The organism is Rhodomicrobium sp., from assembly GCF_047605405.1.
In the GTDB taxonomy this organism is placed as follows: domain Bacteria; phylum Pseudomonadota; class Alphaproteobacteria; order Rhizobiales; family Rhodomicrobiaceae; genus Rhodomicrobium; species Rhodomicrobium lacus.
Map to the genome: position 1 here is coordinate 1 of NZ_JASGFR010000027.1, position 19,182 is coordinate 19,182.

Below are 19,182 nucleotides of genomic sequence, written 5' to 3' on the forward strand. Positions count from 1 at the left end.
GCCTCACAATGCTGCGACGCAGCAAAGACGCCCTTGACGGGCGGGCGCGAATACCACAGTTACCGCTTATGACGCTGCCGACGAATCATCCCCTGCGCATTGTCCTCAACGACGAGGTGCACGCCCGCACGCCCGAGGCGCTGAACGCCCCGTGCCGCATTTCCTACCTCGCCTTCAAGACCGACGAAGCCACGCGCGGAGACATCGGTCGCAAGGTTCAGGAGCTTGCCGAGCGCTTCGGACGGCCGGTGCCCGACGACAAGGCGACCCACTACAGCGAAAACTTCGGTTCGTTCCGCTTTACTTATGAGCGTCACTCCGAATTCTCGCGTTTCATGGTCTTCACGGAAGGTCCGAACGGCGAGCTTTTCGGCCATCCGGCCATCAAGGCGCTTCCCGATGACTGGGTGGCGGGTTTGCCCGGATCGCTGATCGTCGCCGCGAATGTCGAACTCGTGCGCGGCGCGGATTCGCTGCCCGATCCCGATGAAATCTCGACGCGCTATTTCGGCGGGAACGTGCTTGTCGGCGCGACCGTGGCGAGCGGCGCAGGCCGCGTCTTTACCGACTTCCGCATTCACGACGATGGCTTCACCCGCTTCCTGATGCAGGACATCTCGCTGACGCCCCGGCAGGCGGGGCGCCTCGCCCAGCGTCTTCTCGAAATCGACAGCTACCGCATGATGGCGCTTCTGGCTTTCCCGCTCGCGCGCGATCTTTCGCCGTTCCTGTCGACATGCGAGGCGGAACTGGCCCGGATCACGGCGGCGCTCGTCAAGCCCGGCGATATCAACGAGCCGGAGCTTCTGGAACGTCTGACGACGCTCCAGGCCGAGATCGAAAATCGCCGCTCCACCAGCGCCTACCGTTTCGCGGCGGCTGCCGCCTATTACGACATCGTGAAGCATCGCATCGCCGAACTGCGCGAGGGCCGCATTGAGGGCCTTCAGATGTTCCAGGAGTTCACCGAGCGCCGCCTCGAACCGGCGATGAGCACTTGCGCCGCCGCAACCGCGCGCCAGGAATCGCTCTCGACGCGCGTGGCGCAGGCGACGCAGCTTCTCTCCACCAAGGTGGACGTAACCCTCGAACAGCAAAATCAGGCCGTGCTCGCCTCGATGGACCGCCGCGCGCAGCTTCAGCTTCGCTTGCAGGAAACGGTCGAAGGGCTGTCGGTCGCGGCCATCACCTATTACATCGTGGGGCTGGTCGGTTATGCCGCCAAGGGCCTGAAGACGGCGGAACTGATCGCCTTCAACCCCGAGATCATCATGGGGGCGAGCATTCCGATCGTGGCCGCGCTCGTCTTCTGGGGCACGAGCCGTGTGAAGGCGCATCTGGCGAAGTAGGAGCGTCGGCGGTTGCGTTGTCGTAAGCCGGCGCTTGGACCTCGCTTGGACGCCTTGGGCGTCATGACTATGCCTCCTCGCCGGCGCAAGCTGACCGCATGAAAGACGCGCGTTTCCTTTTCCCCACCTACACCAGGGCCGAACAGATCGCCGACGCCGGGGTGCACGCGGCGGGCGTGACCTTTGCCGCGCTCGCGAGCGGCTGGCTCCTCGTGGAGGCGGCAGGGACGGTGCCGGATTCGCACCTTGCCGCCCTGATCGTCTATTGTCTCGGCCTCATCGCCATGTTCGGGGCATCCGCGGCCTACAATCTCACACCGGAACGGCGCGCGAAGGAGTTTCTGCGACGCGCCGATCACGCCGCGATCTTCGTCATGATCGCCGGCAGCTACACACCCTTCGCGGTCGTGGTCGGCGGCGGAGCGGGCGCGGGCATGCTGGCCGCCGTTTGGGCTATCGCGGCTCTCGGCGTCTTCGTGAAGCTGCGCTTTCCGCGCCGGTTCGACAAGCTGTCTGTCGCGCTCTATCTCGCGCAAGGCTGGATCGTGCTCGTGGCGTTACGCCCGCTTGTGCGCACGCTTCCCGATGACGCGCTGACGCTCCTCATCGCGGGCGGCGTGGTCTACACTGCGGGCGTTCCGTTCCATCTCATGGAATGGATGCGCTTCCACAATGTGATCTGGCACGTGTTCGTGCTCGCGGGCGCGGCCACGCAGTTCTTCGCTATCCGCGCGGCGGTGCTTACCAACTGAAAAGGCCGGGGAATGCCCGGCCCTTGCATCGTTCCATGCCGCGCGGCTCAAGCCCAGGGGCGCGAAAGCTGCGACGTGGTTTCATAAAGCTCGATCTTGTCGGCCTTCTGCATGGTGAGGCCGATGTCGTCGAGGCCCTCGATCAGGCACTTCTTGCGGAACGGATCGATGTCGAAGCGCACCACGCCGCCGTCCGGGCCGCGAATTTCCTGCGCTTCGAGGTCCACCGTCAGCGTGGCGTTCGATCCGCGCTCGGCGTCGTCCATCAGCTTCGCGAGGTCTTCCGGGCTGACCTTGATCGGCAGGATGCCGTTCTTGAAGCAGTTGTTGTAGAAGATGTCCGCGAACGAAGTCGAGATCACGCAGCGGATGCCGAAATCGAGCAGCGCCCACGGCGCGTGTTCGCGGCTCGAACCGCAGCCGAAATTGTCGCCCGCAACGAGGATCTTCGACGCGCGATAGGCGGGCTTGTTCAGCACGAAATCCGCGTTCTCGCTGCCCGCCTCATCATAGCGCATTTCGTAGAACAGCGACTTGCCGAGACCCGTGCGCTTGATCGTCTTCAGGAACTGCTTCGGAATGATCATGTCGGTGTCGATGTTGATCAGCGGAAGCGGAGCGGCGACGCTCGTCAGCGTGGTGAATTTTTCCATGGGAATTTTCCTTTTCCTGTTCTTTTAGCGCGCGCGGCGAAAGGATCAAGCGGGTTGGCGAGCGGACGCGCCCGACCATACGCGCGGGCGCCTTCGCGTCCACGGGGCGGCCTGCTCCAGTTCGCGCCCGAGGCGAAGCAGAAGGCCGTCGTCGCCCACACGTCCCGCAACCTGAATGCCGATGGGAAGGCCGTCCGGCGTCTCGCACAGCGGCAGCGAAATCGCGGGCTGGCCAGACATGTTGAACGGCGCGGCAAAAGCGGCAAATGCGAAACTCTTGCGGGCAACCGCTCGAACGATGGTTCGCATGCGCTGCGCCGAGCCTGCCGCGTCTGCGATCTTCGCCGCCGTCTTCTCGGGAAACGGCGCGCCCGCCTCGCTGATGTGGAGCGGAGGCGTGGCGAGCACGGGGGAAAGCAACACATCGTAGCGGGTGAAAAAGTCGATCAACTTCGCGCTTTCCGCGCGCAGGACCGCCTGCGCCTCGGCGCGCTGCGCCATGAGGTGGCCGCCGATGGTCGCGAGCGTCCAGGTGCCGAATTCGACATCATCCCTTGTGGCGGCGCGGCCAAGTACGGCTAGCGGAAACTTGTCGAGCATGACCCGCGCGCCAGCCGCCCATTCGATCAGGAAGGCGGAGGCGAAAGCGTCGTAATCGAGCGCCGGTTCCGCTTCGTCGACGTGGTGGCCGAGCGAGGCGAGGAGGCGCGCGGCCTCGTCCAGTGCGTCCTTTACGACCGGCGAAACGGCACCCGCCAGCATCGCGGAACGCACCACCGCGACGCGAAGGCGCGGCGGCGGCGTATCGAGGCCCGCGAGGAAGCTTGCATCGCGCCCGCTGGTGGCATCGAGCGCGGCGGCGCTGTCGCGCACGGTGCGGCTCACCACATGGTCGACGATGTAATCCGGCGTGAACGGCTCGACAGGGTTCAGCCCGCGCGAGGTCTTGAGGCCGACAAGCCCGCAGCAACTCGCCGGGATGCGGATCGAGCCGCCGCCGTCCGACGCATGCGCCACGGGCACCACGCCCGCCGCCACGGCTGCCGCCGCGCCACCCGACGAGCCGCCCGGCGTGCGCTCAGTATCCCACGGGTTGCGGCAGGGGCCGAACAGCGCCGGTTCCGTCACCGGCACGAGGCCGAATTCCGGCACGTTCGTCTTGCCGAAGGCGACGAGGCCCGCCGCCTTGAAGCGCTTGACGATCTCGCCGTCATAGGTGGGCACGTAATTCGCGAACAGTTTCGAGCCGCAGGTGAGTGGGGCCCCGCCGAGCGGCGGCCCGAGGTCTTTGACGAGGAACGGCACGCCCGCAAGCGGCGCATCCGGCTGCATGGCGTCGGCCTCGCGTGCGGCTTCCGCATCGCGGCGGAACACGATAGCGTTCAGCGCCGGGTTCACGGCGTCCGCGCGCGCCTGTGCCTCGGCGAGAAGCTCGCCCGCCGAAACCTCGCGCCGCCGCACAAGCTCCGCGAGGCCCACCGCGTCGTAAGCGTCGTAATCGGTGAAGCCGCTCATCCCGCCAGCCCTTTCATTCATTGCGCGCGCCGAGGGCTTAGCCGATTTCACGGCTCTTCGCCAATTTTCGGCTGCGGGCTGCCGCGATCGGCCCCTGCTCGCTCAGGCGGCGCGCAATCGCTGTTCATCCGCCAGGCCCGGCTTTGTCGCGGCGGCGATGACATAGGTTCTGCATACCGTCGCGAAGTACCGCGCGATGGAGCGGCTCACCACCCCCGCCACGACCGATTGCCCGAAGGACATATGCCGCTTTCGCCGTTCCTCCGCTGGCCAGCGAGAGAGGTGGCGGCGGAAGCCGCCGAGACATGCACGCGTTGCATCCTTCACCACGATATTCACAAACCCGGCTTTCTCCATTCGCCGCCGATATTCATCGAGGTCGCGCATGAAAATTTTCGGGCGGCACCTGCCCGAAATTGCCGATGGGCTTCATGAATCCGCGAAACAGCATGTCGGTCATGACGAGCGTTCCGCCGGGTTTCAGCACGCGCGCGGCCTCCCGCAGAAAAGACTGGCGCGTGCTGAAGTGGAAAGCCGCCTCGACGCACATGACAGCATCGAAACTCTCTGCGGGGAAGTCGAGATGCGCCGCGTCCATTTTGAGGAACGTGCAGCCCGGAGCGCGTTCGCGCGCCGAGGCGAGTTGCGCGTCCGAGATGTTGATGGCCGTGACGTTGCGCGGCTCATAGGTTCGGCAAAGCCTCTGCGTGGTGGCGCCGGGCCCGCAGGCGACGTCCAGAATCCGGCCACTCGCTTGCCCGATCAACGACACAAGTTCATCGATCAGCGCTTCGCTTGCCTCGCGCTGCGAGGAAGGCTCCCCGTCCCACAGGCCAAAATTGTAGAACCCGCTGTTGTCGAAATATTGCCGATAGCCCGGGCTCGCCAGCGCCTTGTCGTAGGTGCGGATCATGCGTTCGCGCGAAGCCATATGGTTCTCCGTCGGAGCTTCATTCGTCGAGGGAACCCGCGGGGCGGATTTTCGGGTCCGCGGCGCATGTCAGACGACCATGCCCCGCATCCGGCTAAAGTCGAAGCGCCGCGTCCTATTTCCACATGGGATTGCCGAGGCAAAGGTTGTTACGTTTGCGCCGGGTCAACGAAAAATTTCACAAGAGGTCCCCGTGCCCAGAATTAAATTCCACAGCGGCGAAAGCATTCCGCTCGAGATGCACAAGGTCCGCATCGTCCAGAAGCTCAATCTCCTGCCGGTCGAGGACCGGCTCAAGGCGATTGACGAGGCGGGCAACAACACGTTCCTGTTGCAGAACTGCGATGTCTTCATGGACATGCTGACCGACAGCGGCGTGAATGCCATGAGCGACCAGCAACTCGCCGCCATGATGGTCGCGGACGACAGCTACGCGGGCAGCGCCACCTACACGCGTCTCGAAGCGAAGCTCCGCGAACTTTTCGGCATGCACTACATCCTGCCCGCGCATCAGGGCCGCGCTTGCGAAAATATCCTCGCCCAGACCTTCGTGAAGCCCGGCGCCATTGTGCCGATGAACTATCATTTCACGACCACGAAGGCGCACATCGTGCTGAACGGCGGCGTGGTGGAAGAGCTTGTCACGACGGCGGGGCTCGAAGTCACGAGCGATCTCCCGTTCAAGGGCGACATTGACACGGGCGCGCTCGAAGCCCTCGTCAAGAAGGAAGGCGCGGACAAGATCGCCTTCGTGCGCATGGAAGCGGGCACCAACCTCATCGGCGGCCAGCCGATTTCGCTCGCGAATCTCGCCGACGTCCGCCGTGTGTGCGACAAGTACGGCCTGATCCTCGTGCTCGACGCGAGCCTGCTCGCGGACAACCTCTACTTCCTGAAGGAGCGCGAGGACGCCTGCAAGGATCTCTCGATCCGCGAAATCACCCGCCGCGTCGCCGACCTCTGCGACATCATCTACTTCTCCGCCCGCAAGCTCGGCTGCGTGCGCGGCGGCGGCATCTGCATCCGCGACGAGGGCCTTTACAAGCGCATGCGGGGGCTCGTGCCGCTTTATGAAGGCTTCCTCACCTATGGCGGCATGTCGGTCCGGGAGATCGAGGCGCTCACCGTCGGTCTCGAAGAGACGATGGACGAGGACATGATCAACCAGGGTCCGCAGTTCATCGCCTATATGGTGGGCGAACTCGTGAAGCGCGGCGTGCCTGTGATCACGCCGGCCGGCGGTCTCGGCTGTCATATCGACGCGATGCGCTTCCTCGATCACGTTCCGCAGGCGGAGTACCGCGCGGGCGCGCTCGCGTCGGCCTGCTACATCGCGTCGGGCGTGCGTGGCATGGAACGCGGCACCCTGTCCGAGCAGCGCAACCCGGATGGCAGCGAAGTCTTCTCGAACATGGAACTGCTGCGCCTCGCGCTGCCGCGCCGCGTGTTCACGCGGTCGCAGATCGACTACGCCATCGACCGCATCGACTGGCTCTACCAGAACCGCAAGCTGATCGGTGGGCTTGTCTTCGTCGAAGAGCCGGAGATCCTGCGCTTCTTCTATGGGCGGCTGAAGCCGGTATCCGATTGGCAGCAGAAGCTCGTCGCCAGGTTCCGCGCGGATTTCGGCGAGAGCCTGTAACCGGATCATGGGAGAGGGCGGGACGGCGACGCTCCCGCCCTCTCCACGCCGTATCCGCTTCGCCCATTTCCGCCGCCCCTCGCGCCTGCTAGACTTGCAAAAAAAAAGCGGGAGGAATGGATGCGGCTACACAACAAGATTGCCATCGTGACCGGCGCGGCGTCGGGTTTCGGCGCGGAAATCGCCCGCGTGTTCGCCCGAGAAGGCGCGAAGGTCGCCGTGCTCGACATCGATGCCGAGGGGGCGCGGGCGGTTGCGCGCGAGATCGGCGGTTCCGCCATCGCGATCACGGCCGACGTCACAAGCCGCGCCGACATCGACGCCGCCGTGGCCGCAACGCTCGACGCCTTCGGCGGCCTCGACATCGTGGTGAACAACGCGGGCTGGAGCCACAAGAACCGGCCCATGCTGGAGGTGCCGGAAGACGAATTCGACCGCGTCTACGCGATCAACGTGAAGTCGATCTATCACATGGCATTCGCCGCCGTGCCGGTGCTGGAGAAGCGCGGCGGCGGGGTGATCCTCAACATCGGCTCCACGGCGGGCATTCGGCCGCGCCCCGGCCTCACCTGGTACAATGGTTCGAAAGGCGCGGTGAACCTGCTGTCGCGCTCGATGGCGGTGGAGCTTGCGCCGAAGAAGATCCGCGTGAATTGTATCGCGCCGGTGATGGGCGTGACGGGGCTGCTCGAACAGTTCATGGGCCTGCCCGATACGCCGGAGAATCGCGCGAAATTCACAGCGACGGTGCCGCTCGGTCGGCTGTCCGAGCCCGTAGACATCGCGAACGCCGCGCTTTATCTCGCCTCCGACGAAGCCGCCTTCGTAACGGGCGTCGTTCTGGAGGTGGACGGCGGCCGCACGATATGACGCGGAAGGTGATCGCGAGCCGGTCACGGCAGCCGCGCGTGCCATTCACGCAAGGGAAGATCCCGTTTTCGTGCGTTCTCCGGTTGCATTCGCGGCCGGAGCCCTTCAGACGGCGCTTGCCCTCGAATTCTTTGTGCTGTACGGGTTCAGATCTGTCGGGGCGTAGCGCAGCCTGGTAGCGCATCTGGTTTGGGACCAGAGGGTCGGGAGTTCGAATCTCTCCGCCCCGACCACTCGTGAGATGCCGGTTTTGACAACGCCGCCTCGCGATGGACGAGCGGGACGCACCACAATCCTCACTTGAAGATCCGACCAACGCGTACGCGGCAATTTGCCTTGTATGGCGGATCACGCACAGGTCACGGGCGTTGTTGCGAGCCTAAACTCGCGGGACTCGGGTGAGCAGTTCCAGCGCATCCCGATTGTACACGGTCGTTTTGTTGGGAGCCGTGCCCGTTGTCATCGCAATGTCGCGCGGGAAGCCGCCGAGGCGCACGGCGAGCAGCAAAGCCGCCCAGTTGACGCCGAAATCGCTGAAGCGGGGTTCTTCACGGACCACCCCGGCTGCCTTGTCTTTTTCGTACTGCACTTTCGCCGCCAGAAATTCGTCCAGCCCGAGGATGTTTCGCAGACCCGCGACGACGAAGGGCGGCTTGCCGTCGTTGGCGATCATTTCCGCCTCGATCTTCGTTTGCGCGAGTTCGATGTCGCCGTCGTAGATTTCGCGCAGGAGGATTGCCGTCATTTGCGCCTTGCCGCCGGGCGCACCTCTGTTCGCCGCATCCTTTTCGTTCAGATCGAAGATCTTATCCGGCGTTTCTGAGAAGGGATTTTTGCTGTTAATGTCGTTCCACCACTTGATCCGGTCGTCCGCCCGGCCCTTGCCGCCGCTTGCGTCCACGCCCTTCAGGATGACGTTCATCTCCCGCTCGGCCAGCTTCAGCCAGCCGTGTATTTTCTCAAGCTCGGTGCTGTAAAAGATATAGTTGAAAACGATGGCGACCACCCCGGCAACGCCGACGATGTAGATCAGCGTTTGAGCGCTCGGGATGTAATCGGTGATCGGGATATAGGGTGCCGCGTCGAACCAGCGCGGCGGACGGCCGATCATCGCCTGAATGGCGAAGGGTGTCGCCACCATGAGGCCGAACAACAAGAGCGCTTTCAGCCAAACCCGCATCGGTACCCCTCAAGCCCGCCTTCCTGAGCTGCGACCCGTCTTTTCCGCGGCGCATCCCCGCTGAAAAAACCGCCCTCACGCCTCCATCAATCGCTTGACCGGGGCGGATCCGCAATTCAAATCGCCACCGCAACCATAGCTGTGACCGGGCTTTGGCGTAAGGCCCTTGCATCGGGATTGCGCGCGCCTGTCTCGCGCCGACCCCGCGAGATTTACGCCCGCACGAGGTGACGGTTCAGCCGCCGGTCGAGCGCGTTCCAGATACGGCGGATGATCTCCACCGTGAGCACATAGACGAGCGCCGCCGCGATATAGGCTTCAAAGTCGTAGGTGCGCTGGAACGCGAGCTTTGCTGTCGCCAGCAGGTCGTAGACCGTGACGACGCTTGCCAGCGCGCTCGCCTTCACCATCAGGATCAGTTCGTTGCCGAGAGGGCGCAGTGCGAGCCGCGCGGCCTGCGGCAGCACGATGCGACGCGCAACGAGCGCTGGCGGCATCGCGGCGGCCTTTGCAGCCTCGACCTGCCCGCGCGGCACGGCGCGAACGGCCCCGGCAAGGATTTCCGCCTGATAGGCGGCGGTGTGCAGCGTGAAGGTGAGGAGCGAGCAGTAGAACGGATCGCGGAACAGCCACCACAGCCCCGCCGCGTCGAGGCTCGCCTGAAACTGCGCGGAGCCGTAATAGACGAGGAAGAGCTGCGCGAGCAGCGGCGTGCCCCGCATCACATAAGTATAGCCGAACAGCGCGCCCGACAGCGCCCGGCCGCCATACGCCCGCCCAAGCGCGACCGGCGCTGCGATCAGCAGGCCGAGCAGCGCAGAGCCGAAGGCAAGCTCCAGCGTTACGGCGAACCCTTCCACCATGCGCGGGCCGAAGCGCTCGAACAGGCTCCAGTTGATCATCGCGCGCCCCTGAAGCCGCGCCCCGCCGCGCGTTCGGCCCGCGCGATGGCGAGCGTCGAAAGCGCCGTCATGGCGAGGTAGATCGCGCAAGCCACCGCGTAGAACTTGAACGGCTCGCGCGTGGCCTGCACCGCGATGGTGGTCTCGCGCAGGAGGTCGTTCAGCGCGATGACGGACACAAGCGACGTGTCTTTCAACAGCACGAGCCAGTTATTGCCGAGGCCGGGGAGGGCGAAACGGAGCGCCTGAGGCAGCCGCACGCGGCGAAAAACCTGACGGGACGACATGCCGAAGCTTCGCGCCGCCTCTATCTGCCCCCGCTCGACTGCCGTCAACGCCGCGATAAAGACCTCGCTCGAATAGGCGCCGAACACGAGCGCGAGCGCCACGAGGCCCGCAACGAAAGGCGAAACCTGCACAGCGACCGGCAAGCCCGTGGCGGCGGCGATCTTCTGAAGCAGGATCTGGCCGCCGAAATAAATGAGAAGCAGCGTGAGAAGTTCGGGCAGCGCGCGAAAAACGGTGGTGTAGGCTTCGGCGAGGCCGCGCGCGGCGGCGATATGCGAGGTTCTGGCCAGCGCCGCGGCGAGCCCCAGCGCGAGCCCAAAGGGAAGCGTCGCCAGTGCAAGGCCGACCGTCATGGCCGCGCCCTCGGCCAACGCGCCGCTCCATTCTGAGATGACCCCGTCCAAGCCGCTCCCCGCTTCGCACGAAACCGGAAAAGCTTAAGCGCGAAGCCTTGCGTCCGGCAAGCGGCGATCCCGAAATCGCAAGGGATTGCGTTCGAGAAACTCCGAGGCGCGTCGCGCTTGAAGGGAGCCTCAATCGGTGGCACGAAAACAGTTCGCACGCCAGTTTCGGCGCGTATCGCGAAAGGCACAGGGAACCATGGCTCGAAGCACTCCTTTCCTCGGCGTTTTCGGCCGGTTCGGACGATCCGAAAGCCTGCGTACACTCGACAAGGCGTTGCGTGCCGTCGACCTCCATCCCAATCTCGTGCCGGAAGCCGTCAAGCTGACCGTCGTCTCGCTCCTGATGGACGCGCACGGGGAGAATCCCCGCGAGCCCGATTATCGCCACGCGGCTGAACTTGTCGGCTATGTCGCGCTCGGCGCGGACGCGTTCGCCGTCGCGAACGGGGATGGCGCCGCCGGCGATGCGGAACGCCGGATCGAGGCGGCGCTTGCCGACGAGGAAAGCCTCGATGCGAAGCTCATCCTGCTTGCGCTCCATTCGAACATTGTCCACCCGGCGGTGAAAGAGGCGTGGCAGCTCGAAAGCGATTGAGCCCGCAAACCTCGGCGCGCCTCCCGGCTTCGTTCATCCGCCCCGGCACAAATCCGGTAACAGCGTCAGCCGAGCCGAACGATCCGCAAAAGCGGGTGCAGCCATGCGACAGGAGCCTGCTCACGGAGAAGTCAGCAGAAACTCGTTCCCTCGAAAGCCGGCCTCGCTGCGAGAGCATTCGAATTGTTTAGCGAAACGGATTATTTTCTCATGGAGTCGATCGTCTGCCTTCGGACGGTGTTTTCTCCGGGCAGGCCGCCCCCGAACGGAGCCTCTCATGCGTCCTTCGATTTCCGAACATCTGCTCGTCCCCCCTCTGACACCGTCAACGCGCATTCTTTTCATCGCACGTCACGCACCGCTTGAGCCGGACTTCGCGGCGCGCGGCTTTGAAGGCGACGGCGGCTATCCCGGCTATTACGCGCGCGTGTTCCGCACCTTGCGCGACCTCGGCTATCGCATCCGCACCACGAGCGAGCCGCTCGCGCTTCTCGCCGGGAAGGGCGAAACCGACATCGTCTTCTCGCTCTACAACCGCATGCCGATCAACAATCCCGAAGTGTTCATCCCATCGTTGTGCGAATATCTGCGCATCCCTTATGTCGGCGCGCGGCCGAACATTCGCGCTCTCGCCGAGGACAAGTGGCTTGCGAAGCTCGCGGCGAAGGCCATCGGCATTCCGGTTTCCGAGGGTGCGGTCTACGCCGACGAGGCGGCGCTCGAAACGCCCCCCGGCTTTCCCGGCCCGTATTTCGTCAAGCAGCGGTTCGGCGCGGCATCCGAGGGCGTCAGCGCCGAGTCGATACAGGACGATTGGGCGGGCGCCGCGCGCGTGGCGGCGAAGCTGATGGCGCGGGGCATGGCCGTGCTCGTCGAGGGCTATGCGCCCGGACTCGATATCACCGTTCCGTCGCTGGGAAGCGCGGGCGGCCCTCTCGTGCTCGGCGTCGTGCGTCCGCGCTCGGACAAGGCTGGCGGCATCATCACCGAAGACCTCAAGCGCAGCGATCCGCTCGGCTATGAGATGTTCGAGGCGGGCGACGTCGAGGAAGCTCTCCGCAACGATGTCGACGCGCTGTGGCGCGCCGCCGGCCCGATGGATTATTTCCGGATGGATTACCGCTTCGATCCCGAGACCGGACGGCGCGTCTTCCTCGAATTCAATATCTGCTGTCATATCGGGCGCAGCGGCTCGATCTGCCTTGCTGCCTCGCAGCACGGGCTCAGCCAGGCCGATGTCCTCGGGCATGTGATCGAGTACAGTCTGAGGCGGCAGTCGTTCGGGTGAGCTTGTCGACGGGGCACACTTTCGCAGACGCGTTGGAGCTGGCGGCACGCCTTGCGGTAAAATGTTCTTCCTGGGTTCAGAGACAGATTCGCCGATCGGGTGATCGACTCGGTCGGATCGGGCGCCGGAATTCGACGCATGCGGCGCAATCGATCTCGCTTTTGCAGCGGGAGTGCCCCAATTGCAACAATCAGAACGAATGATCCAAGGTTGAGCAAAACCACTTGCGCACAAGAACAAACGGGGTACATTCAGTGTCGTTTGCAAGTCCATGACCGCTATGGAATAAACGAAGGATAACGATTCATGAGCGAAACGCCGTTCCGCGTGATCGAAGGGAATTGGGACAGCATGGACAAACAGAAAGCCCTCGAAGCCGCCCTGAGTCAGATCGAGCGGAATTTCGGCAAGGGATCCGTCATGCGGCTGGGCAAGAACGACAAGCCCGTCGAGGTGGAAGCGATTTCCACCGGCTCCCTGGGCCTCGACATCGCGCTCGGAATAGGCGGGTTACCGCGAGGCCGCATCATCGAAATTTTCGGGCCGGAATCGTCCGGCAAGACGACGCTCGCGCTTCACGTTATCGCAGAGGCGCAGAAAAAGGGCGGCTCCTGCGGGTTCGTGGACGCCGAGCACGCGCTCGATCCCGTCTATGCGAGAAAACTGGGCGTCAACCTGGAAGACCTGATCATCTCGCAGCCCGACACGGGCGAACAGGCTCTCGAAATCACCGATACGCTGGTGCGCTCCGGCGCAATCGACGTCATCGTGGTGGATTCGGTCGCAGCCTTGACCCCGAAGGCCGAGATCGAGGGGGAAATGGGCGATGTGCTGCCGGGGATGCAGGCCCGCCTCATGAGTCAGGCGCTCCGCAAACTCACGGGATCGATCTCGAAATCGAATTGCCTTGTCATCTTCATCAACCAGATTCGCATGAAGATCGGCGTGATGTTCGGCAATCCCGAAACCACCACGGGCGGCAACGCCTTGAAATTTTACTCCTCGGTGCGCCTCGACATCCGTCGTATCGGACAGATCAAGGAACGCGACGAGGTCGTCGGCAACCAGACTCGGGTGAAAGTCGTCAAGAACAAGGTGGCCCCGCCATTCAAACAGGTCGAATTCGACATCATGTACGGCGAAGGCATCTCGAAGACCGGAGAACTCGTCGACCTGGGGGTGAAGGCCAACATCGTCGAAAAATCCGGGTCCTGGTATTCGCACGACAGCCAGCGGATTGGACAGGGGCGGGAAAACGCAAAGGCCTTCTTGCGCGGCAATCCGGCGGTGGCCGAAGCGATTGAACGAGACATCCGCGCCAATGCCGGACTGATCGCGACAAAAATCCTCGACGGTGCGGATAGCGACGATGACAACGGCGACGGAGAGCTGCCGGGCGAGGTTGAGGCGCCAAGCCCGGGCCGGAAGGGCGCCAGCCGCTAGGCCGACGTCGATGTGTCAAATCGGACCGCATGTGGCAGGATTGCTGTGGGCGTCTTGCTCGATAACGGGAAATTGCGGTATCGCTGTCGAGTGCCGATATGCTTTATCTCTTGGGCCGGTTTGGCCGCCGGTAAAGCCGCGCTTGTCCACTGGAAACGAATTTGGTTATGAGCACCCTTAACGAGATCCGCGGAACCTTCATCGATTTCTTCCGCAAGAACGGTCACGAGCACGTGCCATCGAGCCCGCTCGTGCCTCGGAACGATCCGACGCTGATGTTCACGAACGCGGGCATGGTGCAGTTCAAGAACGTCTTCACCGGCATGGAGACGCTTCCATTCAAGCGCGCCGTCACCTCCCAGAAGTGCGTGCGCGCGGGCGGCAAGCACAACGACCTCGACAATGTCGGCTACACCGCGCGACATCACACCTTTTTCGAGATGCTCGGCAATTTCTCCTTTGGCGACTATTTCAAGGAGCGCGCCATAGAGTTGGCCTGGACGCTCGTCACCAAGGAATTCGGGCTCGACAAGAAGCGGCTTCTCGTCACCGTCTTCTCCGAAGACGACGACGCGCATGCCCTCTGGAAGAAGATCGCAGGTCTGTCCGACGACCGCATCATCCGCATTCCCACATCGGATAATTTCTGGTCGATGGGGGAAACAGGTCCGTGCGGGCCCTGCTCCGAAATCTTCTTCGACCACGGTCCGAAAGTCCCCGGCGGCCCTCCCGGCAGCGAGGACGCCGACGGGGACCGCTTCATCGAGATCTGGAACCTCGTTTTCATGCAATACGAGCAGGTTTCGAAAACGGAGCGGCTCGATCTGCCGAGGCCTTCGATCGACACGGGCATGGGCCTGGAGCGCGTCGCCGCGGTGCTGCAAGGCGTTCACAACAATTACGACACAGACCTCTTTCAGGCTCTGATCCGCGCTTCGGTCGATGCGACCGGCGTGCCGGCCGAGGGCGCAGCGCTTCCGAGCCATCGCGTCATCGCCGACCATCTTCGCGCCTCTGCCTTCCTTATCGCGGACGGCGTGCTGCCCTCGAATGAAGGGCGTGGCTATGTTCTTCGCCGCATCATGCGACGCGCGATGCGCCATTCGCATCTGCTGGGCGCCGAAGAACCGCTGCTGTACCGCCTCCTTCCCGTTCTGGTGCGGGAGATGGGCCAGGCTTATCCGGAACTCGTGCGCGGTCAGGCGCTCATCGGCGAAACGCTCAAGATCGAGGAGGTGCGCTTCCGCAGGACGCTCGCCCGCGGCCTGAGCCTCCTCGACGAGGCGTCCGGTTCGCTTGGCGCGGGCGACACGTTTTCCGGCGACGTGGCCTTCAGGCTGTATGACACCTACGGCTTCCCGCTCGATCTGACGCAGGATGCGCTGAAGGCCCGCAACATTCGCGTCGATGTCGAACAATTCAACGCCGCCATGGCGCAGCAAAAGGCCGAAGCGCGCAAGGCGTGGGCTGGCTCCGGCGAGGCTGCGACGGACAAGGTCTGGTTCGACGTGCTGGATCAGGCGGGCGCGACGGAATTTCTCGGCTATGAAACCGAGGTAGCCGAAGGCCAGATTGTCGCGATCCTGAAGGATGGCAAGCCGGTCAAGCAATTGAAGACCGGCGAAGAGGGCGTTCTTATTCTCAACCAGACGCCGTTTTATGGCGAATCGGGCGGCCAAGTCGGTGACCGGGGTGTCATCATCGGGCCGAAAAATGCCCGCTTCGACGTGTCCGAGACGCAGAAGAAGCTCGGCAAACTGTTCGCGCATGTCGGCATAGCGAAGGAGGGCCCGCTCAAGGTTGGCGACGCCGTCGAAATGCAGGTCGATCATGCGCGCCGCACCGCGATTCGCGCGAACCATTCGGCGACCCATCTGCTGCACGAGGCGCTGCGCGAGACGCTCGGCACGCATGTCACGCAAAAGGGCTCGCTCGTCGATCCGGACAAGCTGCGTTTCGACTTCTCCCATCCGAAGCCGCTTTCCAGGGAGGAACTCGCTGCCGTCGAGGATCTGGCCAATGCGGTCGTGTTGCGCGACAGCCCGGTGGTAACCCGTCTGATGGCGGTGGACGACGCCATTGCTGCCGGCGCCATGGCGCTTTTCGGCGAAAAATACGGCGAGGAGGTCCGCGTCGTTTCGATGGGCGAGGCCAGCCACGACGACCGCGGAAGCCGCGCTTTCTCGGTGGAACTGTGCGGTGGCACGCACGTGCGGGCGACGGGCGAAATCGGCCTCGTCAAGGTGGTGCAGGAGAGCGCCGTCGCCGCCGGTGTCAGACGCATCGAAGCCCTGACGGCCAATGCGGCCCGCCAGCATCTCGCACATCAGGAGGCGGCCCTTCGGCAAGCCGCCGAGCTTCTCCGCGTGGCGCCATCGGAAGTCCCGACGCGCCTGCAAAGCCTGATAGAAGAGCGCAAGAAGCTTGAACGCGAACTGGCCGAGGCGAAGAAGAAGATCGCGCTCGGCACGGGCGGGGGACAGGACGGTGCCGAAAATCCGGTTCGCCGGGTCGGCGACGTGACCATGTTCGCGCGCACCGTCCAGGGCATTCAGCCCAAGGATCTTCGCAGCCTCGTGGATGACGGCAAACGCCAGATCGGCTCCGGGATCGTGGCCATCGTAGGCGTCACGGACGACGGCAAGGCGGGCATCGTCGTCGGCGTGACGGACGATCTCACCAAGCATTACAGCGCGGTCGATCTCGTGAAGGCCGGAGCGGCGGCTGTCGGAGGACAAGGCGGCGGCGGCAGGCCGGATCTGGCGCAGGCCGGCGGTCCGAACGGAGCGAACGCCGAGGCTGCGCTGAACGCCATCGCGGAACGTCTCGCAGGCGCGGCTGCCGCCGCGTAGGCGGCTTGCGGGCAGGCGGGGTCAGGCGTGGCGCGGCGTAGTCGGTGGAGGTGATTCGTTGCCTTCAGCTCAAGTTGCGGTTTGGCAACCCGGGTTGTCCACTCGCTTACGTCGATGCGGCTATCGCGCGGGGCAGTCCACCGCAAGCGAATATGGCACGTGAGCCGCGCTGCCTTTGGTGAGCGGTAAGCACGGCGGATGCAACGGAGGAACGCGCGATTTGGCAGATTTCCCCGCCCATGCGCCGCAGGGCAAAGACTGACGCCGCACCGCGCAACCATAAGACACCTGCGACCATACGACACCTGGGGCGAAGCCTCGAAACCTCAGGCGGAGCCTCGAACGTTCGCCGCCACCCTTTCAGCCTTTTGACTTTTCCATTATGTAAGGCGCCATGACCGAGCCGAAATCGCCCGAGCCGATGAACACCGTGCCTGCAAACGCCGTTGCCGCCACAGCCGCGCCAACAGCGGAGGTCGCCAAGGGAGCGCCCAAACCCGTGACGCCGCTATCGCGCATCCGCAATTTTTCGATCGTCGCGCATATCGATCACGGCAAGTCGACGCTCGCCGACCGCCTGATTCAATATTGCGGAGGTATGAGCGACCGCGAAATGGCGGGCCAGGCCCAAGTTCTCGACAATATGGACATCGAGAAGGAGCGCGGCATCACCATCAAGGCGCAGACCGTGCGGCTCGACTACAAGGCAAAGGACGGCGAGTTTTATCAGCTCAACCTGATGGACACGCCGGGGCATGTGGACTTCGCCTACGAAGTCAGCCGCAGCCTCGCCGCTTGCGAAGGCTCGCTGCTTGTCGTCGACGCGAGCCAGGGCGTGGAAGCGCAGACGCTCGCAAACGTCTATCAGGCGCTCGACAACAACCACGAAATCGTCCCCGTTCTGAACAAGATCGACCTTCCCGCCGCCGAACCGGACCGCGTGAAGCAGCAGATCGAGGACGTGATCGGCCTCGACGCATCCAACGCCGTGGAGATTTCGGCGAAGACGGGCCTCAACATCGACGCCGTGCTTGAAGCCATCGTGCACCGCCTGCCGCCTCCCAGAGAGGGCGACGTGAAGGCGCCGCTGAAGGCGATGCTGATCGACAGCTGGTACGATCCCTACCTCGGTGTGGTGGTGCTCGTGCGCATGGTGGACGGCGTGCTCAAGAAGGGCATGCGCATCAAGCTGATGGCCACCGACGGCGTCTACCCCGTGGACCGCGTCGGCATCTTCCGCCCGAAGCAGGAAATGGTCGATGCGCTGCGCCCCGGCGAAGTCGGCTTTTTCACCGCCGCGATCAAGGAAGTGGCCGACACGCGCGTCGGCGACACGGTTACGGAAGAAAAGCGGCCCACGCCCAAGGCGCTGCCGGGTTTCAAGCCGGTGCAGCCCGTGGTCTTCTGCGGCCTCTTCCCGGTCGACGCGTCGCAATTCGAGGATCTGCGCGACGCAATGGGAAAGCTGCGCCTCAATGACGCGAGCTTCCAGTATGAGATGGAGACGAGCGCTGCGCTCGGCTTCGGCTTCCGCTGCGGCTTTCTCGGCCTCCTTCATCTCGAAATCATCCGCGAGCGTCTCGAACGCGAGTTCAATATCGATCTCATCACCACCGCCCCTTCGGTGATCTATCACCTCTATATGACCGACGGGCAGATGGAGGAGATGCACAACCCGGCCGACATGCCGGACATCGTGAAGATCGATCACATGGAAGAGCCCTGGATCAAGGCCACGATCCTGGTGCCGGACGATTATCTCGGCGCGGTGCTCAAGCTGTGCGAGGATCGGCGCGGGCGCCAGATCGACCTGTCCTATGCCGGCAACCGCGCCATGGTGGTCTACGAACTGCCGCTCAACGAGGTGGTTTTCGACTTCTACGACCGGTTGAAATCCGTCTCGCGCGGCTATGCGAGCTTCGATTATCAGCTCATCGAATACCGCGAGGGCGACCTCGTGAAGATGTCGATCCTCGTCAATGCCGAACCGGTGGACGCGCTTTCGATCATCGTGCATCGCGGTCGCGCGGAGATGCGCGGGCGCATGATGTGCGAGAAGCTGAAAGAGCTGATCCCCCGCCACCTGTTCCAGATCCCGATCCAGGCTGCCATCGGCGCGAAGATCATCGCGCGCGAAACGCTCTCGGCGCTCCGCAAGGACGTGACCGCGAAGTGCTATGGCGGCGACGTGAGCCGCAAGCGCAAGCTGCTCGACAAGCAGAAAGAGGGCAAGAAGAAGATGCGGCAATTCGGCCGCGTCGAGATCCCGCAAGAGGCCTTCATCGCCGCGCTCAAGATGGACGCGAACTAGCCCTGTTGCGTGCACAAGCAAGGGGTATTCGTATAATTTCCGTGCGCAAATAAAGAATTACGGCATCTCCCGCGCGCAGAATGGAAGGTGGGCCTGAAACCCATCCGGGGGACCGGGGACTTGTCCTGCCGAGAAGACGAACAAAAACAATAGACTCCAAGGTCCTTTCTCTTCTATTCGAAGCGACAGGGTACTTAGGGCGGATGC

General features: G+C 63.7%; 16 protein-coding genes and 1 tRNA gene. 10 read left to right on the top strand and 7 right to left on the bottom strand.

The features are described 5' to 3' along the window. Window positions 1-68 precede the first annotated feature (68 nt). The gene (locus QM659_RS11565) at window positions 69-1,349 is read left to right on the top strand and encodes a DUF3422 family protein (protein WP_415188543.1); all 1,281 of its coding nucleotides are present in this window, start codon (window positions 69-71) and stop codon (window positions 1,347-1,349) included. A 98-nt stretch (window positions 1,350-1,447) separates the two neighbouring features. Next, window positions 1,448-2,101 (top strand): PAQR family membrane homeostasis protein TrhA, encoded by a 654-nt coding sequence (gene trhA / locus QM659_RS11570; RefSeq protein ID WP_127076909.1) that lies wholly within the window; start codon window positions 1,448-1,450, stop codon window positions 2,099-2,101. 47 nt (window positions 2,102-2,148) lie between these two features. Here trhA and leuD read toward each other — a convergent pair whose 3' ends face one another. From leuD to QM659_RS11590, 4 genes are all read right to left on the bottom strand, one after another. Beyond that, the gene (gene leuD / locus QM659_RS11575; protein ID WP_303482770.1) at window positions 2,149-2,754 is read right to left on the bottom strand and encodes a 3-isopropylmalate dehydratase small subunit; all 606 of its coding nucleotides are present in this window, start codon (window positions 2,752-2,754) and stop codon (window positions 2,149-2,151) included. 45 nt (window positions 2,755-2,799) lie between these two features. After that, entirely contained in the window at window positions 2,800-4,269 is a 1,470-nt protein-coding gene (locus QM659_RS11580) for an amidase (protein ID WP_415188544.1), read from the bottom strand. A 102-nt stretch (window positions 4,270-4,371) separates the two neighbouring features. After that, window positions 4,372-4,656 (bottom strand): hypothetical protein, encoded by a 285-nt coding sequence (locus QM659_RS11585; RefSeq protein ID WP_415188545.1) that lies wholly within the window; start codon window positions 4,654-4,656, stop codon window positions 4,372-4,374. Continuing rightward, complete coding sequence (locus tag QM659_RS11590) at window positions 4,640-5,200, bottom strand: class I SAM-dependent methyltransferase (RefSeq protein ID WP_415188546.1); 561 nt, start codon at window positions 5,198-5,200, stop codon at window positions 4,640-4,642. The genes QM659_RS11585 and QM659_RS11590 overlap by 17 nt, the downstream gene beginning before the upstream one ends. A 193-nt stretch (window positions 5,201-5,393) precedes the next feature. On the opposite strand from QM659_RS11590, the gene QM659_RS11595 reads away from it, so the two are divergent. The 3 genes from QM659_RS11595 to QM659_RS11605 all read left to right on the top strand — a co-directional run bounded on the left by QM659_RS11595 (window position 5,394) and on the right by QM659_RS11605 (window position 7,945). Further along, window positions 5,394-6,842, top strand: coding sequence for a tryptophanase (locus QM659_RS11595; RefSeq protein ID WP_415188547.1), 1,449 nt, complete (start codon window positions 5,394-5,396; stop codon window positions 6,840-6,842). A 120-nt stretch (window positions 6,843-6,962) separates the two neighbouring features. Then, entirely contained in the window at window positions 6,963-7,712 is a 750-nt protein-coding gene (locus QM659_RS11600) for an SDR family oxidoreductase (protein WP_415188548.1), read from the top strand. A gap of 156 nt (window positions 7,713-7,868) precedes the next feature. Then, window positions 7,869-7,945 (top strand) — tRNA-Pro (locus tag QM659_RS11605). A gap of 146 nt (window positions 7,946-8,091) precedes the next feature. On the opposite strand, the gene QM659_RS11610 is transcribed toward QM659_RS11605, so the two are convergent. The 3 genes from QM659_RS11610 to QM659_RS11620 all read right to left on the bottom strand — a co-directional run bounded on the left by QM659_RS11610 (window position 8,092) and on the right by QM659_RS11620 (window position 10,486). Continuing rightward, window positions 8,092-8,892 (bottom strand): hypothetical protein, encoded by an 801-nt coding sequence (locus QM659_RS11610; protein ID WP_415188549.1) that lies wholly within the window; start codon window positions 8,890-8,892, stop codon window positions 8,092-8,094. 212 nt (window positions 8,893-9,104) lie between these two features. Then, window positions 9,105-9,794, bottom strand: coding sequence for an ABC transporter permease (locus tag QM659_RS11615; RefSeq protein WP_415188550.1), 690 nt, complete (start codon window positions 9,792-9,794; stop codon window positions 9,105-9,107). Then, entirely contained in the window at window positions 9,791-10,486 is a 696-nt protein-coding gene (locus QM659_RS11620; RefSeq protein WP_415188551.1) for an ABC transporter permease, read from the bottom strand. The genes QM659_RS11615 and QM659_RS11620 overlap by 4 nt, the downstream gene beginning before the upstream one ends. A gap of 196 nt (window positions 10,487-10,682) precedes the next feature. Here QM659_RS11620 and QM659_RS11625 point away from each other — a divergent pair, with 196 nt between their 5' ends. From QM659_RS11625 to lepA, 5 genes are all read left to right on the top strand, one after another. Continuing rightward, window positions 10,683-11,081: a hypothetical protein gene (locus QM659_RS11625; RefSeq protein ID WP_415188552.1), complete on the top strand. Its 399-nt coding sequence runs from the start codon at window positions 10,683-10,685 to the stop codon at window positions 11,079-11,081. A 277-nt stretch (window positions 11,082-11,358) separates the two neighbouring features. Continuing rightward, the gene (locus QM659_RS11630; protein ID WP_415188553.1) at window positions 11,359-12,369 is read left to right on the top strand and encodes a hypothetical protein; all 1,011 of its coding nucleotides are present in this window, start codon (window positions 11,359-11,361) and stop codon (window positions 12,367-12,369) included. A 306-nt stretch (window positions 12,370-12,675) separates the two neighbouring features. Further along, window positions 12,676-13,812 (top strand): recombinase RecA, encoded by a 1,137-nt coding sequence (gene recA / locus QM659_RS11635; RefSeq protein ID WP_127078677.1) that lies wholly within the window; start codon window positions 12,676-12,678, stop codon window positions 13,810-13,812. A gap of 167 nt (window positions 13,813-13,979) precedes the next feature. After that, window positions 13,980-16,664: an alanine--tRNA ligase gene (gene alaS / locus QM659_RS11640; RefSeq protein ID WP_415188554.1), complete on the top strand. Its 2,685-nt coding sequence runs from the start codon at window positions 13,980-13,982 to the stop codon at window positions 16,662-16,664. Window positions 16,665-17,163: 499 nt separating this feature from the next. Then, complete coding sequence (lepA, locus tag QM659_RS11645; RefSeq protein WP_415188569.1) at window positions 17,164-18,975, top strand: translation elongation factor 4; 1,812 nt, start codon at window positions 17,164-17,166, stop codon at window positions 18,973-18,975. Window positions 18,976-19,182 lie beyond the last annotated feature (207 nt).